Origin of the sequence: Paenibacillus sp. An7, from assembly GCF_009870785.1 — a bacterium.
Lineage (GTDB): Bacteria > Bacillota > Bacilli > Paenibacillales > Paenibacillaceae > Paenibacillus.
Genome location: NZ_WTWX01000001.1, coordinates 234,221 through 251,279 on the forward strand (window position 1 = coordinate 234,221; position 17,059 = coordinate 251,279).

Here is a 17,059-nt window from a genome sequence, read left to right on the forward strand (position 1 = left end):
ATATATCATCATATGTTGAATACCATTAAATTAAATGATGAATAAGGAATGTAAGTATTTGCCTGCCTAAGCACTTCGGAAAGAAACAAAGGAGTGATTCTTTATGCGTAAAAGTTTACAAGAATTTAGAGAACTCATGATTACAGAGAATAAGTTAGGTTTACATGCTGACGTTCTCATCGCTTTTGATCATCTTCTTGATATGGTAGATGATCATGAAGCACAACATCAAATTGAACTCGGGATCCAAAGAACAAACTATGAAAATTCGAATGGTTTGGTGGAGGCTGCCATTCGAGAAGAAATGCGTTTTTTTCGTGAAGCAATTCATACTGTCATAAAAAAGACCGTACTCGATCTAATTCATGTAGGAAAAAAAGATTGGCAGAAATTTTATGATCGTGTTCAGTAGCAGAATCAAAAAAAGAAACCTACTCCTCACGGACGGTTTCTTTCTTCAAAATAAATGTGATAATGTGCAGCACACCCTTCATTAAACAGAGCCTGGCAATGCGGACAGCTGTCCGTATTCATATACTCTTTAATTGACAATTCGCTGTAACAATTCCCGCATAGGATCGCGAGTTCACTGAACTGCTCCTGTGGCCAGCGCCGAATGGCGTGATCAGCATGTTCCTCATGACATTTATAACAAGGATAATATCGGTTGCAGCATGCAAACTTCACTGCAATGATATCTTTTTTCGAATGATAATGAATACAGCGCGTTGCACGATCCAAGACAGCCCCATATACGTCCACTTCAGATCCCCCCAATCCTTAACAGTAACATGACAAACGTAAATAAAAGTGCGATAACCAAGGCTATATAATCGAGCCGCTTCATTTCAAGCTGTCTATAGACGGTTCTTCCCTTGCCATTCCCATACGCCCTGGCATCAATCGCATACGTTAGTTGTTCCGCACGTTTTACCGTTGTGAATAGCAAGGGAATGAGAATGGGGATGTACGAAAAAATACGTTTTGTCCAGGGTAGAGACGAAATGTCATATCCTCTTGCTTTTTGGGCAAGAAGAATCCGATCAAGTTCTTGCATGATCGTGGGAATAAAACGGATTGCGATGACAATCATGAGCGAAAATTGTTCAATCGGTACGTTTAGTTTGGATAACGGACCGAGAAGCCTTTCAAGTCCTTGAGCTAATGTTAAAGGTTTGGTAGTTAACGTTAAGATCGAGGCGAGTAAAATCAGCAATACAATTCGCATTACAAACCGCATACCATTTTGCAAACCCTCTACGGTTACATGTATAAAGGAATAAGACCAAAGAACCCTGCCCTCGGTTGTCAGCGTATGAAAGAAAAAAGTAAACGATAATATAAACAAAACAGGTTTTAAACTTCTCAGCACGATACGAAACGGGATATTGGATAATCGGTAAACCCCTATAACAAAAAGGGTGGCTGCTATATAACCAACGAACGTTTTCAGCATCAAAAAGCTAAGCATAATAATGAATACGCTAAGTATCTTCGTTCGAGGATCCAGCTGATGCAGCATCGATTCTCGTTCCCTATATTCGCCTAGTAATAAGCTATTCGCCATTTGTAAGACCCCTTGCATGCCAAATGGGCAATATTCTATCAAAAACATCTCGTTCCCTGCAGCTTTTCACTTCGATTGGCTGCCCGTACCATTGTTCGATGAACTGCAGGAACTCTATATGTTCTGGTAAAGATAACCCTGCTTGTCTTAGTAATTCTGTTTTTTCCAAAAATAAAGTATCTGCATCTTCATGACCGATGAGCAGTCCCGCCTTAAATATCATGACTTCATCCGAATATTCGGCAACATCATCAATATGATGGGATACAAAAATAATCGTGCAGTTATTTTTGTGCTGCCATTCCTTCAGCATCTTGAGTAGAGCTACTCGGCTCAAAGGATCAAGTCCTGCTGTTGGTTCATCTAAAATAAGCAGTTTTGGGTTCATAAGCAGTATAGAAGCAATAGCAAGCCGTCGTTTCTGACCTCCACTTAATTGAAAAGGTGCATAGTTCAATACGTCTTTAGAGAGTCCGACTTGTGGTAGGATATTTTCTATAGCCTCGTCAATCTGCTGCGACGAATATCCCTGTATCTTTGGTGCAAAAGCAAGTTCTTTGTACACCGTTGTTTCAAAAATTTGATGTTCCGGATACTGAAAAACAAAGCCGATTTCAGGTATGACTTTCATTCTTCCTTTGGTATCGGTTGGAACCCTCTCTTTATCAATCCGGTACTGTCCCTGAACCTTCGGAATGAGTCCCTTTAATACTTTGACAAAGGTAGATTTCCCCGCACCCGTTGGTCCAATGACAGAAATCCATTTTCCTTCATGCAAAGTGCAGCTGATCTGTTTTAGAGCCATCCGTCCGTTATAGTCCACAGCTACATCTATTAGTTCGCATTCCATTCCGAACGAATCATCTCCTTCCAATCTGCTGTAAGTGGTGTATTTAAATGAAGATTTTGATGTAAGCGGACAGAAAAGGGCTTATCCAACTGATAATCGGTTACATTAACGGTTTCAAAGAAAGTCGCTGGTTCCCCATCAAATTTAATCCGGCCTTCATGTAAAAGCAAGAGCCGCTTGGCAAATAGCACCTCATCCATGTGATGGGTGATATGAATAATCGTCATGCCCTGACGGTGCAGCTCCTTCATGTTCTTCATCACTTGCTCTCTTCCCTCCGGATCAAGCATGGATGTTGCTTCGTCAAAAATGATGATTTGTGGACGCATCGCTAATATAGCTGCAATCGCAACTCGCTGCTTTTGTCCTCCAGAAAGCTCGTGGGGCATTGCTCCTGCGTATCCTTCCATCTGAACTGCCTGCAAGGCATGCTCTATTCGCATACAAATCTCTTCTCTAGGCACCCGAATATTCTCAAGTCCGAACAGGATTTCATCCATCACGGTTGTCGTAATGAATTGATCCTCTGGGTTCTGAAAGATATAACCAATCTGTTCATGAATCATGGCTAGATCCCCTGGATTTGAAGTCATCAGATCCTTAAAGCTTACGGACCCTTTCTTTGGCAGAAGCAGTCCGTTCATAAGCTTGGCTATCGTGGATTTACCAGAGCCATTGGGACCGACAAGCGCCACGTACTCACCTGCTTCAATCGTAAAGCTTACATCGTCAACGATTAACTGGCCCTTCCGATAATAAAAAGATACATGCTCGAAAGTTAGCATCTCATATGTTCCTCTCTGCTTCGCGTCTGGGTGCAATAAATGAATGATTTTATCTCGTGTTATCTCAACTTATCTCGTCACACCTGCACGTTACGCACTTAAATTCTGTTCATAGGTATCATTCACTTTTTCTTCAATAGGACTAATCGCTCTCAGTTGTACCGCGACAATAGCCGCAACAAGTGCTTTAATACAATCTCCCGGTATAAAAACGAGGGCTCCAATCAGACCGGCCCATACGGGTGTGTTCGTAATGAGAGCCATCACCGGAGCTCCGATCAGACTAACAAGTAAAACACCGAAAACAAAATTGATTAAAAATAATTTCCATGTTTTTAGCTTTCCCCAACATTTTTCTGTCATGAAACCGATAAAGAATGCAGCTACTGGCCAGCTAAATATGTATCCAGATGTAGGACCTAGAAGTGCAGATAGCCCTCCATTACCTCCAGCTAAAAGCGGTAACCCTAAAGCAACCAATACAATAAATAGAATCAAACTGATACCCGCCGTTTTCTTCCCTAGAAAACATCCTGCCAGCATAACACCAAGCGTCTGTGCGGTAATTGGAACGGGGATAAACCCTAACGGAATCGGCGGAAGCATTCCAAGCACGCCTATTAATGCTGCGAATAGTGCAGCAAATACCATTTCTTTTGTCTTCAAGTGAATACCTCCCATATGTATTGCAAAACGATGATTCTATTAGCGTCGACATCTAATGATAGAATTATATCCTCAGATTTTCTTATTGTAAACTTAAAATTATAATTGTAGGTTTACAATAAGAAAAAACCACAATCTCTTGTGGTTTCGATAAAGGTATCTTTTTTACAATTTACATGGAAGTTATGCCAGCAGATATCACAAATAACATAAGCAATAACATTCCTAAGACCATTAGAAAGATGGAACAGAGCACAACAAATTTTGAAGACATATTAATGCCTGCGATCCCAGACATAATTCCCATTATTCCTGCGCTTCCCCAATATAGATCTGCCCATGGATCTGTCAACTTATATAATTGATTCGTTAAAAAAACAAGTAGTAAGCTGATTTGGTAAAGAAATACGATCATCACAAGGATGGAATATATGTATTTTGTTCGTTTTGTGAAACCTGCAAATGTAGAAGCCAACTTTTTTCTAAAAAATCGTACAAACGGAACTGCAAGAATAAGTACGATGAACACGAATAATATAACCAATGTACTAAACGCCACATCAACACACCCTCATCTTTACTTTAATTTAACTGACAAATACTTCATTCATTTCAATTAATAAACGTTACTATTGTGTTCATAGTTACATAAGTATTTTACTACATATTAAAAATAAAAAAGACTGCAGATAAACTAGTTAAGATAGTTTATCTGCAGTCTGCCTAATCAAATTCGATTAGGCAAGTTGGTAGACAGCTAACTTACTCTAGTTAGCCTGCCATTTTTACTCACCCTATTTAGCTGGTGTATACTTCCTCCAGCTCTTCGCGGGAAGGCGGTTCACCTTTTAATTGTTTTAGTACTTTTTTCAGCATCACAGATGCTTTGACTTTTATGTCAAGTGCTGCGGAGATTTCAATCTCATATCTGCGGTCCTTAATTGATCGTTTCAGATCTTCCACCGTATGAATTGGTTCACTGAAACGATTCACAACGCTTCCATATTGCAGACACTGATGAGTATCGCTCCCTGCGACAATGGGGAGACCAAGCGCCTCAGCAAACGGTTCTAATTTCTGACGATTGACTTCTACTCCTTGTTTGAATAAATCTTTTGCATTTAGATCCAGTGCATCTAATTGAATGAGCAGTTCTCTATTTAATGGATGCAGCGGAGTTGAATCCCGGAAGGGATGTCCTCCAATTTTTAATAGATGGTACGTATCAGCAAGCTTTAGCAGCTGCGCAAATGGAATGAAGTTTTCTTTCGAGGTATAGGGTTCAAGCTCCGCTCGAATGGCCAAGATTTCTTCCTTTTTACCTATCAGCAGAATATGTCCTGTTTCTCTTATATCGACTTCGATTCCTGGGAATACCCGAACCCCGTGGGCTTCATAGTAGTGACCATTATAAAGGAAGGCGGAATCAAGTCCTTCATACAAGGCTTCATAGTTTTTTGTATTAAAATGTTCGGTTAATGCTACCGCATCTAACCCGTTCAATTTTGCTTCTTGCATCATTTCGTGAAAATAATCCAGTGAAAAATCGGATTGTTTGGATAGTTTTCCGTGGGTGTGTAAATCGATTAACATGTAACTTCATCTCCTTCTACGTATGTTGATACCAATTAATACAAAATGGATGGGAATTTCAGACCGAACCAGAACAACCAGATGATATAAAGGATAGAAAATGCAATAAAATACAAATCTAGCATGCCAAGTTTAAGATAAGATAATCTCATCTTTTTCACCTGACGGTTGTTAAGCCCATAGGTAAATCCTCGTGTTTCAAGCGCTTCAACCGTGGTTCTGGAACGTTTGGCCGTATTTAACATCAGCGGATAGAAACAAAGCACTGTCAGACGCAGATAATAAATGATGACCCGAATGTAGAGAAAACCAGACCGTTCGGGAGACCTTCCTCTTAAACGGAAAGACAACAGAATTTGATGAAACTCTTCTAATAGAGTAGGTAGAATGCGGTACCCGTATGACAAACTAAAAGAGAATGTATCCGGTACACCGAGAGCGGACAGGCCATCACTTAATTTTTCCGGGTCCATACTTGAAAATACAGCGATACTGGCAAGTGAAATAACCGATAACTTCAGCGTTAACGTAAGGAGAGGTAAAAGGGAAGTAAAATCGCCTCCAAATAGCATCGAAAATAAGAACATCCACCCAACTTGACCGGCCAGTCCTAAACATAATATGAAAATAAGGATGGAACTAACGCGAGATAACGCCGTCATACCTACCATAAGTACGAACATGCCGATTAGTATCGTCCGGTTATGAATAAACCAGGGAACGATGGTAAAAAACAAATACCAAGATAAAAGCGTACGCGGATCAAGCCGCCCGATAAATGTGGTGGTATTACCATAAGCCGTACCGAGTAATTCCAGCTTGATTCGTTCTACAGAGATGCGGTCAAGTGTCTTTTTGACGATTTCCACGCGGTGTCCTCTCCTTCCGGTTGAGATTGTTCTCTAGGTGTGTAAAACGAAATGAATTCATCCAGCGAGTAACAAATTTTCGGCAATCTGAGACACCGGCTAAGTTCCATGAGCTGCGTAGGAAGCAGACCCGCTCGTTCAAGAAGTCTCTCATCTTCAAAGATCTGTTCCTTCGTACCGTCCGCAATGACAACCCCTTGATGCATCACAATGATCCGGCTTGCCCACTCCGCCACAAGTTGCATATCATGAGTTGCGATAGCGACCGTCTCCACATGTGATTTCAAAGTAGAGAGTACACTGAGCATCTCCTGCTTTGTTGCAATATCCAAATTTGCCGTTGGTTCATCAAGGAGCATAATGGATGGCTGTATAGCGGCTCCAATCGCTAAAGCTACACGCCGTTGCTGTCCCCCGCTGAGCAGTCTTGCGTCCCGGTCCTTAAGTCCAGTAAGGCGGAAGCTTTCGAGTACGCTCTGAATACGTTCTTCCGCATCCGGCAAACGGTGAGCATGAACATAATAACCGACTTCTTTTTCAACAGAGTCCTCAATAAACATTTCTTCCGGGTTCTGATATACATAGGATACATGTCCTGCCATTCGCTCGGGGCTCATCCCTTTTAGCGAAAATCCATTCACATTCAAGTATCCGCCCGTAGGTTTTACGATTCCTGCGATCAGTTTAAGTAAGGATGATTTCCCTGCACCGTTATTGCCGATAATCGCCACTGCTTCACCAGAGTGCAAAGTTACATTCACTCCATCCAGTACAGGGTGCATCTTCTTATGAATGGTGCGATATGATAAACGAACATCTTCTGCCACAACTACTTTTTTCTGAATATTGAGTTCTGTGACCACTAGTGGTTTTTCTATGTTTCCATGAGTCAACGTTAATTGACGCGATTGAAACCAGCTTTCTGCCTCTGTTATATGAACCGGAAGTAAAGTCCCGCCTTGTGGTAATGATCCGCGGTTCTTTAAATCCAGCCATGCTGCTTGGGTCACTTGCGGCGGATAGATCCCAAGCCCAAGTAACGTTTCTACCGAGGATAAGGCTTCCCGAGTTGGACGCTTCCATGCGACCTTTCCTTGATCCATCAGAACAACTTCCTTACAATAGTCAGCGATAAATTCGGCATGATGTTCGATAACAACAATGGTTTTTCCGTAATCTTCGTTTAAGCGTTTTAAAATATCATAGATATGCCTCGCATGCTGCGGATCAAGCTGTGATATCGGCTCATCAATCACTAAAATATCTGGATCCATAGCAAGCGCTCCCGCAAGTGCAAGCAGATGCTTTTGTCCGCCGCTGAGTGACCAAATGAATTCATCTTTTACATTAGACAGCCCCATCATCATCAGTGCTTTTTGACCTCGAGCTTGATAGTCAGGATAACCATAGTTGAGCGGGGTAAAAACGACATCATCAAGTACGGTCGGACGAACCAGTTGATTCTCGAAATCTTGATATACATATCCTACCTTTCTCGATAGTTCGGCAACACTGCTCGTTTCAGACGATTGCCCGCATATGACGGACTCTCCATCGTAATCTCCCGTATAATAATGAGGAATCAGACCATTAAATAGTTTACAAAGAGTCGACTTCCCCGAACCGTTACTTCCGATAATCGCTGTGAAATCTCCACGGTGCAGTGTTAAGGAAACGTCGTTCAATACAGGCTGCTCAGACCCGGGATACGTAAAAGAAACATGTGATAATTCGATTAATGGCTCAGGCATTTTTTGTATCCGTCCTGTTTGCAGATTTTGAAGCCTTACTGCGAAGAATAAAGATGGTGACGATAGCGATTACAGCTGCTGCTGCAATACTGACCCAGATCAGTGTGCTTTCCGAAGATTCAGCAAAAGGAAGCTCCCACTCCCCAAAACTCCATTCTGTTTCGGACATAACTTCAGCACCCACGGCAAGGAGTGCAAGTACTACGCCCATAATGATAAATTTAGGAGAAAGCCAATTAGACATCTCATACTTTGTATCTTTGTGGCGCGGTCTCATACCAAGAAGCGGTTCGATTTTGCCATATAGACGTGGAACTAAATACAGTGTCGGCAGCAGTGCAAACAAAATACCAGAGAATAAAACATCATTAAGAAATCCAACACCTTCAATGATTACAATACTTTCGGCTAGTCCTTTGACCGCTTCAAGTTCCTCTACCCCAACCCATACTTTAACAACATCAACGATAGAACTCAGCAATTGATGGATAGCAACTCCTGTCATTGCAGCGATCCCCACCTGCCGTTTATTCGTCGGATCAGACACCATTCGGCCAGCTGTATACATCGCAAGGGAGAAGGTAATGAATTTTTCTAATTCGCCAATTCCTCCGAATTGCCCCAGCATCAGCTCTCCAAAGATAATTTCTCCAACAGAAGCACCTACTGCGGCATAAAGCGGATGAAACAACATACAAAGGGTGAGCGGTATAAATGCAAAATACTCAACGGACAATTCAATCGGTCCCAGCTGTATGCTGGGTATGAGCTCGGTGAACATGTTAGACAAGCCATACAAGGACATCGACAGTACAAAAATCATCATTTTTTGAGATTGTGTCAGTGTATAGCGGGTAGACAACGTACTCATTAATAAAATCCTCCCTTAACATCTCATAATATAATCTCATTATAGGAAGGAGGGATTAACGCAACATGGTTGTTTTATCAAGGCTGTGTTAACTTTTTTTCATTATTTTTAATGATGTAAAAATATTTACATGACATTTCACCTGTAAGGTAGAGAAACAGAATATTTTGTGAGGTGAGATGAACATGTATGAGAATTGGAATAAGAAAACATTTTCAAGAAATCAAAGACTGCTTGCGGAATTTATTCAGCGTAATGAACAGCGTGTGCTCTATTTGACTGAACAAGAAATAGCAGATGAACTTGGAATAAGTATCGCTTCGGTGTCGCGGTTTTGGAAAGCGGTTGGATTTCTAAATGCCAAACAATTCAAAGCAAGACTTCGATTTCGACTGGAAACATCACCCGCGATGAAACTTCAAGAAACGATGAATCTAGTGAAGGAACTTTCCCTGCCGGAGACGCTGTTAAATAGCAGCTTGCACCATTTGGAAGAGACGAGTAAGAGGCTTTCTCCTGAACTGCTGAAAGAAACATCTGACATGATTCAGCAAGCAAGGCAAGTGTATGTATATAGCCCGGGGCCTTGTATTTCGCTGGCACAATTGTTTGCTTTTCGGTTACGTCGTTTTGGAATAGACATTCAAATGATGGCGCCGAGCGGTCACGAATTGTTAGAGACCCTTATGCATGCAAGTGAGAAGGATGTCATTCTCGTATTTGGATTTGTTCAACTTCTGCCCGAAATTGAAGTCATTATGGATCATGCGCAAGAGGCTCATTACCGCATCATCCTAATCACAGATCGTTACATCTATCCGAGGTCCGATCATGCAGATCTTGTCCTTTATGCAGGGCGCGGAGAAGTTTGGGAATTTCATTCGATGATCGCTCCTATGTATGTAATTGAAAATTTGATTTTACATATTGGGATGAGCATACCTGAACGCCATTTAGATAAACTAACTCATCTTCAGCAAATGAGAGTTACTTATGCTTCTAAACTTCCTCGGCAATAACACAAAAAAGGACCATTCCGATGAAGGAATCATCCTTTTTTTGTGGTCCTTACTCAATTATTCCTGTCCGAATTGTATCAATTTGCGCTTTCCCATGAATCTTTATATTCGGGAACATATCTCCCCACTGTTCGTCGACGACCTTGCCATCCTTGGAATGACTTCGATAGAGCTCACCAAATCCAACAACATCTGAGTTCACTTTACGAATTTTATCGAGGAAAGATTGTAGATCTTTTGAGACTTCCTTACCTAATTGTTTCTCTAAAGCGAGAATCGCTTTATTTTCTTTAAACTTATACACTTGAGAAATTTCCTCGATGTTAATATCTATATCTAAAGAAGCCTCAAATGTTCTCGATTCCTTGTCTACTAATTTTACTTTTCCCTTATTTTTAATAATACTAAACACTACTTTTACTTCATCAGTATTTTCATCATTGAGTTCTGTATGAAAATACTGATCCATACCGCTCTCCTTCATATCTTTCTTTTTTATTATGGTTTCATAAAGATAAGGGGTTTTTTTCCCTTTTAGTGTTTTTAGAAAGAAACCTTCTTTTGAGGATGCTTCTCCTACGATGTCCCCGCCATGTAACAAAGAGAGAGAGGTAATTACAATCTCCTCCCCTTCTCTTTTAATCGTAGGGATTGCAATATCTAAAGTACTCGTATCCCTAAAATAAGTAAAATCGTGAAGAGTTAGCTCCGGCACCCAGTTAAATCGCGAATTATGTTCAAGTAAACTGTTAAGTGACATTCCTATGTTTTTGAATTTTTCATATGGATGTGTTAATAAATCTTCTGTAGATCCATCTACAATCGCAATCTTAATCATATCGCCGAAAAATGGATCACGACTTAGTACATAAACCTCATTCAACATTTTTTGATCAAATATCGCTTTATTCAATAGAACGACCCTTGTTTGCCCTGTTGCAATTTCGTTAGGCAGCTTCTCATTGAGTTTCCTGCGAGCAGATTTACTTGTCTCCGCTTCAACTGTGACTACTCGGTTTGTATCTCCCGCATGCTCCTCCGATTCTAATAAAGACGCAGTAACTTGAAAAGAATGATTCTCCTTTGCATCATAGCCTATTGCAAGTGTAAGGGATTGTTGCTCTAATATTTTTGTTTTAGGGCAACCACTAAGAAGGAGCATCACGATGAGAAAAAACATAATTCGAAGGCGCTTCATTATGTATGTTCTCCTCCTTTTCGCTGGTTCTTTTTACGCCATGCAGATACAATGAACACGATACAACAAAGCAAAGCTGGATAAACAAATGAAAAGAAAATACTGCTTACTTCAAGTCGAATCATAAAATCTTTAACTTCAAGACGTTTATGGAATATAATTGACATCACAAGAATCATAGAAAACACGGCGATTAATATAGGCTTTGGATTTAACTTCCATATCCTCTTGCAACCTCTTGTAATCAGCCAAGTATTTAACAATATTCCTGATAGAATGACTAACATCCATACCGAGATGACAATAAACTCCAGACGTTCTAGATAAGGGTACTCCACAATCTTGAGCATATTTAGGGACGGCCAAAGTGATCGTAATAACTGATCTGGAGCAAAGTATCCAATCGATATAACCATAATAAAAAGATATAGAATATTACTGAATAAAACAGCAAGTTGTGAATGTAACATGACTCGCTTCTTATTCAGTATAAATGGATACATCACAGCAATAATCTCAAATCCCGCCAGACTAAATCCCATTCTAACTGCACCGTTCATGATATCCCAAGAACTTGAATCAAGCACGGGGAGCAGCTGTGTCCAGATCGCATGCTGTATTGAAGAATGAAACAGGATGAGGGTTAGCAGCGTTGCAATAAAACTAAACAAACAGATGCCCACAATGACCCTTATTCCTCCAATAGCCGCATAGAATGCTAAGCAGCTGAGTAAGAGGACGATTACCCAAGTTGGTATATCAGGAAATATCCAAGCCTGAACTACAGAGGAGTAGTTTCTCATCACTGCAAAAGTAACGAGAAAATAATACACGATATATATTAAATTAAATATCATGCCAATCCATTTGCCATACAAGTCATAATGTATACCAAACAGATCAGCCGATTTATATTTCTGCAAGGCGCGGACGATGAGCCACATGATTGCATGGGTAACGAGCCCAGCAACAATAACGGAAATCCATGCGTCTCGCATGGAAGCTTCATATACAACTCGCTGAAAAGTAAATATTCCTACCCCCACCTGGGTATTGGTTATTATAAAAAAGAGAAGGTATGCATGGAGCATCATATTTTTAGGTGGATAGACATTAATCTTCATAGCTCTACCTCCTGATCAATCATCATTGTCAGATTTCAACTTCTTCATCATTTTGGTTCTCCAAAAAGAATCATTCCTTTTCGTTACATCCGATTGATAAGCAAACTGTGAGGAATCTGTAATCAATGTGGCATTAAGCAGCCCTTTGGTATCCGGTGGATATAAAGGGTAAAGGTAGGGCTTTCCATAACTTGTCATTCGAAGTAAATGAATTAACAAGAAAATTGCAAAGAAAGCAATGCCTATTAATCCTAAAGCCCCAGCAGCGATTAACATAGGGAATCGCACAAAACGAATGGTAGATCCCATCATATAGTTTGGTGTGGTAAAAGAACCGAGTGCGGCAAGTGCAACAAGCATGACGAGTGTATTGCTTGTAAATCCTGCCTGTACGGCAGCTTGGCCTATAACGATACCACCTACTATACCCATGGTTTGTCCCACTTTTGTCGGCAGACGTGCTCCTGCTTCTCTTAATAATTCAATTGACGTTTCCATAAGCAGAGCCTCCAAGAGCGGCGGAAACGGAACCCTTATTCTTGTACTAATCAAAGGCTCTAACAAGGGTACAGGAATAATTTCATAGTGATACGTTAAGGCAGCTACATACATAGGGGTTAGAAAAATCGAAAAAATAAAAGCGACCGCTCTTAATAGCCTGGTGAAGGTTCCGATTCCCCACGTATTGTACCGATCTTCAACCGAATAGAAAAAATCGAAAAATGTAGTTGGACCAATGATGACTTGGGAATTTCCCTCCATGAAGACAACAACCTTCCCCTTTAATAAGGCTCGCGAGGTGAGGTCTGGGCGTTCTGTTAATGTCATTTCTGGAAACAATGAATATTTATTATCCGTTAACAGCTTTAGCAATAACGGGCTCCCAAATACCCCTTTTACTTTTCTTCGTTCAATACGCTTACGAATCGTCTCGATAAACGGAATGACATCGGGAGATTGCATATAAAGCATCGTAGCCATCGTATTTGTCTCTGAATTTATCTGAATTTCCTCTTGAATTAACTTCGGACTTGTAATATATGAACGAACAAGAGCTATATTTTTCCCCATAGACTCCGTAAATGCCTGCATCGGTCCATAAATGGTGGTTTCATTCTCTGCATTAGAAGGGGAACGAGTAGGGATATTAGCTACACTAACGAGAATTCCCTCTTCACTTCCCTCCATAAATACAAGAGCATAACCACTTAGCAGATTCTTGATCGCATTTGACATCTGGTCAAACTTCTTGCAATCGCCGATGGCAATCTGATCTGAAAGAGAATTAATATCCTCATAATGATCTTTCTCTATAATTTTTCCGATTACATTCTGATTGATTTGCTCGCAGTCCACCATACCAGACATAAAACAAATAGCGATTTTCTCACCGACTGGCTTTGTAATGAGTCCTTCACTTTCGTTTAATAACGTTTTAAGTTGTTTTTCGATTTGGTTACTATAATCTGACATAATGGCGTTATCCTTTTCCCTCATCAATTTACACCACAGCTAATATTCACCACTATGGAGCATACATAATATGTCCGTATGATCTTCAATTCATTCATAAATAATGACAATGCATTGAGATCAGTTGCATGTAAACGCAAAAAACCGTGGAGCTTACCACGGTCTCTTAAAATCCCAATTTATATAACCAAGCTATGATTTGTTCTTCCCGGTTTCTCAAGTTACCATTCATTTTATTATATTTGCCCAGGTGCAGTTGTGCAGTTATGCTTCCATCCAGCATATAAAGTATTCGTTCCGCGTTAGCAGCAACTTTTGAATCATGTGTTGCGAGCAGTATAGTCGTTCCTTCATGATTTATCTCAGTCAAAATTTCCATGATCTCACCCGCGGATTTAGAGTTCAGTGCACCTGTTGGCTCATCACCGATCACCATCAGTGGCTCATTAATAAGCGCACGGCAGATCGCAGCCCTCTGTAATTGCCCTCCCGATACCTGTGTGATATCACGATCTGCAAGAGATAAAATACCTGTTCTACTCATTAACTTATCGGCTCTTTTATTAATCGTATTTCGGCTGTGTTTTTTAGCACGATATGCTGACAAGATGATATTGTCACGAATATTCAAGTTTTTGAGTAGGTGCATTTGTTGAAAAATAAATCCCATCTTATTAAGCCTTAACTCTGCCAATTCTTCCTCGGATCGATCAGCAATTTCTTGTCCTTCAAAGATTACACTTCCCGAACTTATTTTATCCATACCGCTGATCGAATAAAGCAAGGTTGATTTACCAGAACCGGAAGGACCCATAATTGCAACAAACTCACCAGACCAAATCTGCAAGTAAATATCTTGTAACACGGATTGCCGAAAACCTTGGCTATTCACATAGGTTTTGTTCAGTTTCTTTGCTTCTAATATAGGCATACCGTCCCCCCTTTTTTCACTTAGAAATTTGTTCAGCAATACTGTTCTTGTTCTTTGCGCGAGCGTTCAATAAACTTGTCATTGATATCGTAGCTAAGAAAAAAAGCGGATAAAGAACATAGGTGCTGAATGGATTAAATTCTAAATTAATCTTTGGAGCACCCATAAATGAACCTGCTGCATGAACAAGCCCCTGCCCAATGGTAACCGTACCTAATGTTCCAATAATAACCCCCGTCCCTCCTAGTAACAGCATTCTTAACAAATATTGAACTTGGATATCCCGGATTGTAAAACCGAGACTTCTCAGCATCGCGAGTTGAGGAGCTTCCTTTGCTAAAAGCATTTTTAAAAATAAAGACGTAATCAGAACCGTAATAGACAAAGAAATCACAATTGCTAAAATGGTGACAACCTGCAGTTGTCTGACTATATTACCTAGAGTTTGTACAAGGTAGCTTTTCAGGTGAGTTATTTTCGCTGGATAAAAGGCTTCTGTAAATTGATCCACTTTCTCGTCCACGGAAACATCGGGTTTCACATCTAAAGCGATGACATGCCATATCACATTCTTTGAATCATAAGGTATTTGTGCTTTGGCGGTACGACCCCCATTCGTTATATCTTGATAAATCCCACTAACCCTCATTTTCACTTGAGCCTCGCCCATTTTTATAACAACCGTGTCATTCATCTTTTTGTTCAAGTCCTTAGCCAGAAGATCAGAAAGTACAAGTTCATGAGTCCCTTTTGGAGCTGACCCGCTCATATACGACAAAGGAAAAATCGTAAAATCACCTGTTTCCACGTTTACACTTTCCCAAATCCCTTCATCTTTCTGTACCTTATAGCGGGAGGTAATTAGTGGAGAGAACTTTTCTATGTCGGGATCATTATTTATCGCGGTTGTTATCTGTGAAAATGTTTGCTGAGTGTTGGCTGATTGTGGCAAGTCAATACGGATATCACTCTGTCCTACCCCTAAATAAGAAATGAAGCTAGGCATCTGAAGCGTATGCAATAAACCTAGCGGCACCATAATAATGAATACATTCAATGCATAAACGAAAAACAGTAATGTATACATGGTGACTCGTCTGAAGATATCCTCTATTCCGAGAAAAACGGTTACTCCTAAATATTTAGATCTGCTAAGCTGTATTCTCCCGATCGGAGTTTTTGACTTCATAGAAATACTTGACCTCAGGGACTCTACTGCTGATATTCGATTTAATCTTCTAAGCATAGCTCTGCAAGAAATGACAACAATACAGAAAGTTAGACCGACAGCCAAAAAAGGGATAATATAAGAAATCAAACTTCTCGTGACTGCTCCTAAATACAGGCTAATATTAGCGGTGACTAAATTCATGGTTAACAGGGATAGTAAATACCCACAGCACGTTGCTAGTGCGGAGATCACAATATATTTTGCGAGATAGATTCGTTTGATATCGAGGTTAGATAGACCTATAGCTTTCATGACGCCGATTTCTTGATAATCCTCCTCCATCGTTGCGACAATGGTAAGTCTTAAGCAAAGTAAAGCGATAACCATTAATAGAAAACTTACAATAATAATAACAATTGCTATCAATCCATCTGTAAGTGCGTTCAACAAAGTAATTAATGAATAATCAATTGCAGGACCTCTATTTGGCATATTTGATGAGAAGTAGTTACTACTAAAATCGCTCAGTTTACTCAGATCGGTTAGTCGAAATTCAATGAGGTATTCTATATCTCCCCCATTTTCTTTAAGCACAGCAAAATCCTCTCTACTTATGACAAAACGCTTGGAACTGACCATAGCTGGGTTCATTTGTGCATCACGCACAAAATCAACAATTTTAAATTCTCGTTTAAACCGTTCTGTCTGAATGAGGACAATATCTCCAAGTTTGAGGTTCTTCTGCTGCATGTAATAAATAGGCACCGCAATCTCTCCTAGGGCCACCTGAATAACTTGATTCTCTAAATTCAATAAAAAATCGAAAGAACCGTTCTGCCTTACAAAACCAATATCCATCACACTATTGGCTTCGGGCTGTTCTAAAGATCCTATATAAATATTTGATCCATCTATTCTTAGCATCTCAACCGTCTGGTGTTCCTTAACGAGAGGATCGGTCCTCGCGAAATCTTCGATCCCTCTTTTATCGATGGGCCCAGTATGCATTTGTACGAAATGAGGAGCTTTGGATAGCGACAATAGATTGTTTAGGGAGCTCGTCAATTCCATAAGGACATGTGAAGCAGTAGCCATGAGCAGGGCCGAGAGCATAATAAAGACAAATAAGATGGTTGTGATGATTTTATTCCTTTGAAAATCTCTCTTTACGATGTGCAGCAGCATAGGTTG

Annotated in this window: 17 protein-coding genes; 2 read left to right on the forward strand and 15 right to left on the reverse strand. The window is 40.3% G+C overall.

All coding sequences use genetic code 11. The annotated features are described in order from the left end of the window. Positions 1-103 precede the first annotated feature (103 nt). Entirely contained in the window at positions 104-412 is a 309-nt protein-coding gene (locus GQY27_RS01005) for a hypothetical protein (protein WP_160031652.1), read from the forward strand. 26 nt (positions 413-438) lie between these two features. Here GQY27_RS01005 and GQY27_RS01010 read toward each other — a convergent pair whose 3' ends face one another. From GQY27_RS01010 to GQY27_RS01055, 10 genes are all read right to left on the reverse strand, one after another. After that, positions 439-762, reverse strand: a complete 324-nt coding sequence (locus GQY27_RS01010; protein WP_236570424.1) for a CHY zinc finger protein — start codon at positions 760-762, stop codon at positions 439-441. Between the two features lies 1 nt (position 763). Further along, positions 764-1,567, reverse strand: a complete 804-nt coding sequence (locus GQY27_RS01015; RefSeq protein ID WP_160031654.1) for an energy-coupling factor transporter transmembrane component T family protein — start codon at positions 1,565-1,567, stop codon at positions 764-766. Then, the gene (locus GQY27_RS01020; RefSeq protein ID WP_160031655.1) at positions 1,557-2,417 is read right to left on the reverse strand and encodes an ATP-binding cassette domain-containing protein; all 861 of its coding nucleotides are present in this window, start codon (positions 2,415-2,417) and stop codon (positions 1,557-1,559) included. The genes GQY27_RS01015 and GQY27_RS01020 overlap by 11 nt, the downstream gene beginning before the upstream one ends. Then, positions 2,402-3,202: an energy-coupling factor transporter ATPase gene (locus tag GQY27_RS01025; protein ID WP_160031656.1), complete on the reverse strand. Its 801-nt coding sequence runs from the start codon at positions 3,200-3,202 to the stop codon at positions 2,402-2,404. Before GQY27_RS01025 ends, GQY27_RS01020 begins: the two co-directional genes overlap by 16 nt. 90 nt (positions 3,203-3,292) lie before the next feature. After that, a complete protein-coding gene (locus GQY27_RS01030; protein WP_160031657.1) occupies positions 3,293-3,868 on the reverse strand; it encodes a biotin transporter BioY in 576 nt (191 codons plus the stop codon). Between the two features lie 172 nt (positions 3,869-4,040). Then, a complete protein-coding gene (locus tag GQY27_RS01035; RefSeq protein WP_160031658.1) occupies positions 4,041-4,427 on the reverse strand; it encodes a hypothetical protein in 387 nt (128 codons plus the stop codon). A gap of 239 nt (positions 4,428-4,666) precedes the next feature. After that, positions 4,667-5,461: a PHP-associated domain-containing protein gene (locus tag GQY27_RS01040; protein ID WP_160031659.1), complete on the reverse strand. Its 795-nt coding sequence runs from the start codon at positions 5,459-5,461 to the stop codon at positions 4,667-4,669. Positions 5,462-5,496: 35 nt separating this feature from the next. Continuing rightward, on the reverse strand, positions 5,497-6,330 hold the full coding sequence (locus GQY27_RS01045) for an energy-coupling factor transporter transmembrane component T family protein (protein WP_160031660.1): 834 nt from the start codon (positions 6,328-6,330) through the stop codon (positions 5,497-5,499). Beyond that, positions 6,291-8,081: an ABC transporter ATP-binding protein gene (locus GQY27_RS01050; protein WP_160031661.1), complete on the reverse strand. Its 1,791-nt coding sequence runs from the start codon at positions 8,079-8,081 to the stop codon at positions 6,291-6,293. Before GQY27_RS01050 ends, GQY27_RS01045 begins: the two co-directional genes overlap by 40 nt. After that, entirely contained in the window at positions 8,074-8,952 is an 879-nt protein-coding gene (locus GQY27_RS01055; RefSeq protein WP_160031662.1) for a DUF8171 family membrane protein, read from the reverse strand. The genes GQY27_RS01050 and GQY27_RS01055 overlap by 8 nt, the downstream gene beginning before the upstream one ends. Positions 8,953-9,137: 185 nt before the next feature. On the opposite strand from GQY27_RS01055, the gene GQY27_RS01060 reads away from it, so the two are divergent. Next, a complete protein-coding gene (locus GQY27_RS01060) occupies positions 9,138-9,971 on the forward strand; it encodes a MurR/RpiR family transcriptional regulator (protein WP_236570425.1) in 834 nt (277 codons plus the stop codon). Between the two features lie 49 nt (positions 9,972-10,020). Here the strand turns inward: GQY27_RS01060 and GQY27_RS01065 are convergent, their stop codons facing one another. The 5 genes from GQY27_RS01065 to GQY27_RS01085 form a co-directional block, all read right to left on the reverse strand. Continuing rightward, on the reverse strand, positions 10,021-11,169 hold the full coding sequence (locus tag GQY27_RS01065; protein WP_160031664.1) for a Ger(x)C family spore germination protein: 1,149 nt from the start codon (positions 11,167-11,169) through the stop codon (positions 10,021-10,023). After that, a complete protein-coding gene (locus tag GQY27_RS01070; protein WP_160031665.1) occupies positions 11,169-12,293 on the reverse strand; it encodes a GerAB/ArcD/ProY family transporter in 1,125 nt (374 codons plus the stop codon). Before GQY27_RS01070 ends, GQY27_RS01065 begins: the two co-directional genes overlap by 1 nt. Before the next feature lie 15 nt (positions 12,294-12,308). Continuing rightward, positions 12,309-13,766, reverse strand: a complete 1,458-nt coding sequence (locus tag GQY27_RS01075; protein ID WP_160031666.1) for a spore germination protein — start codon at positions 13,764-13,766, stop codon at positions 12,309-12,311. 166 nt (positions 13,767-13,932) lie between these two features. Then, positions 13,933-14,697 carry an ABC transporter ATP-binding protein gene (locus GQY27_RS01080; RefSeq protein WP_160031667.1) on the reverse strand — a complete coding sequence of 255 codons (765 nt, stop codon included), beginning with the start codon at positions 14,695-14,697 and terminating at the stop codon, positions 13,933-13,935. 16 nt (positions 14,698-14,713) lie between these two features. Further along, positions 14,714-17,053, reverse strand: a complete 2,340-nt coding sequence (locus GQY27_RS01085) for an ABC transporter permease (RefSeq protein WP_160031668.1) — start codon at positions 17,051-17,053, stop codon at positions 14,714-14,716. Between the last annotated feature and the right edge of the window lie 6 nt (positions 17,054-17,059).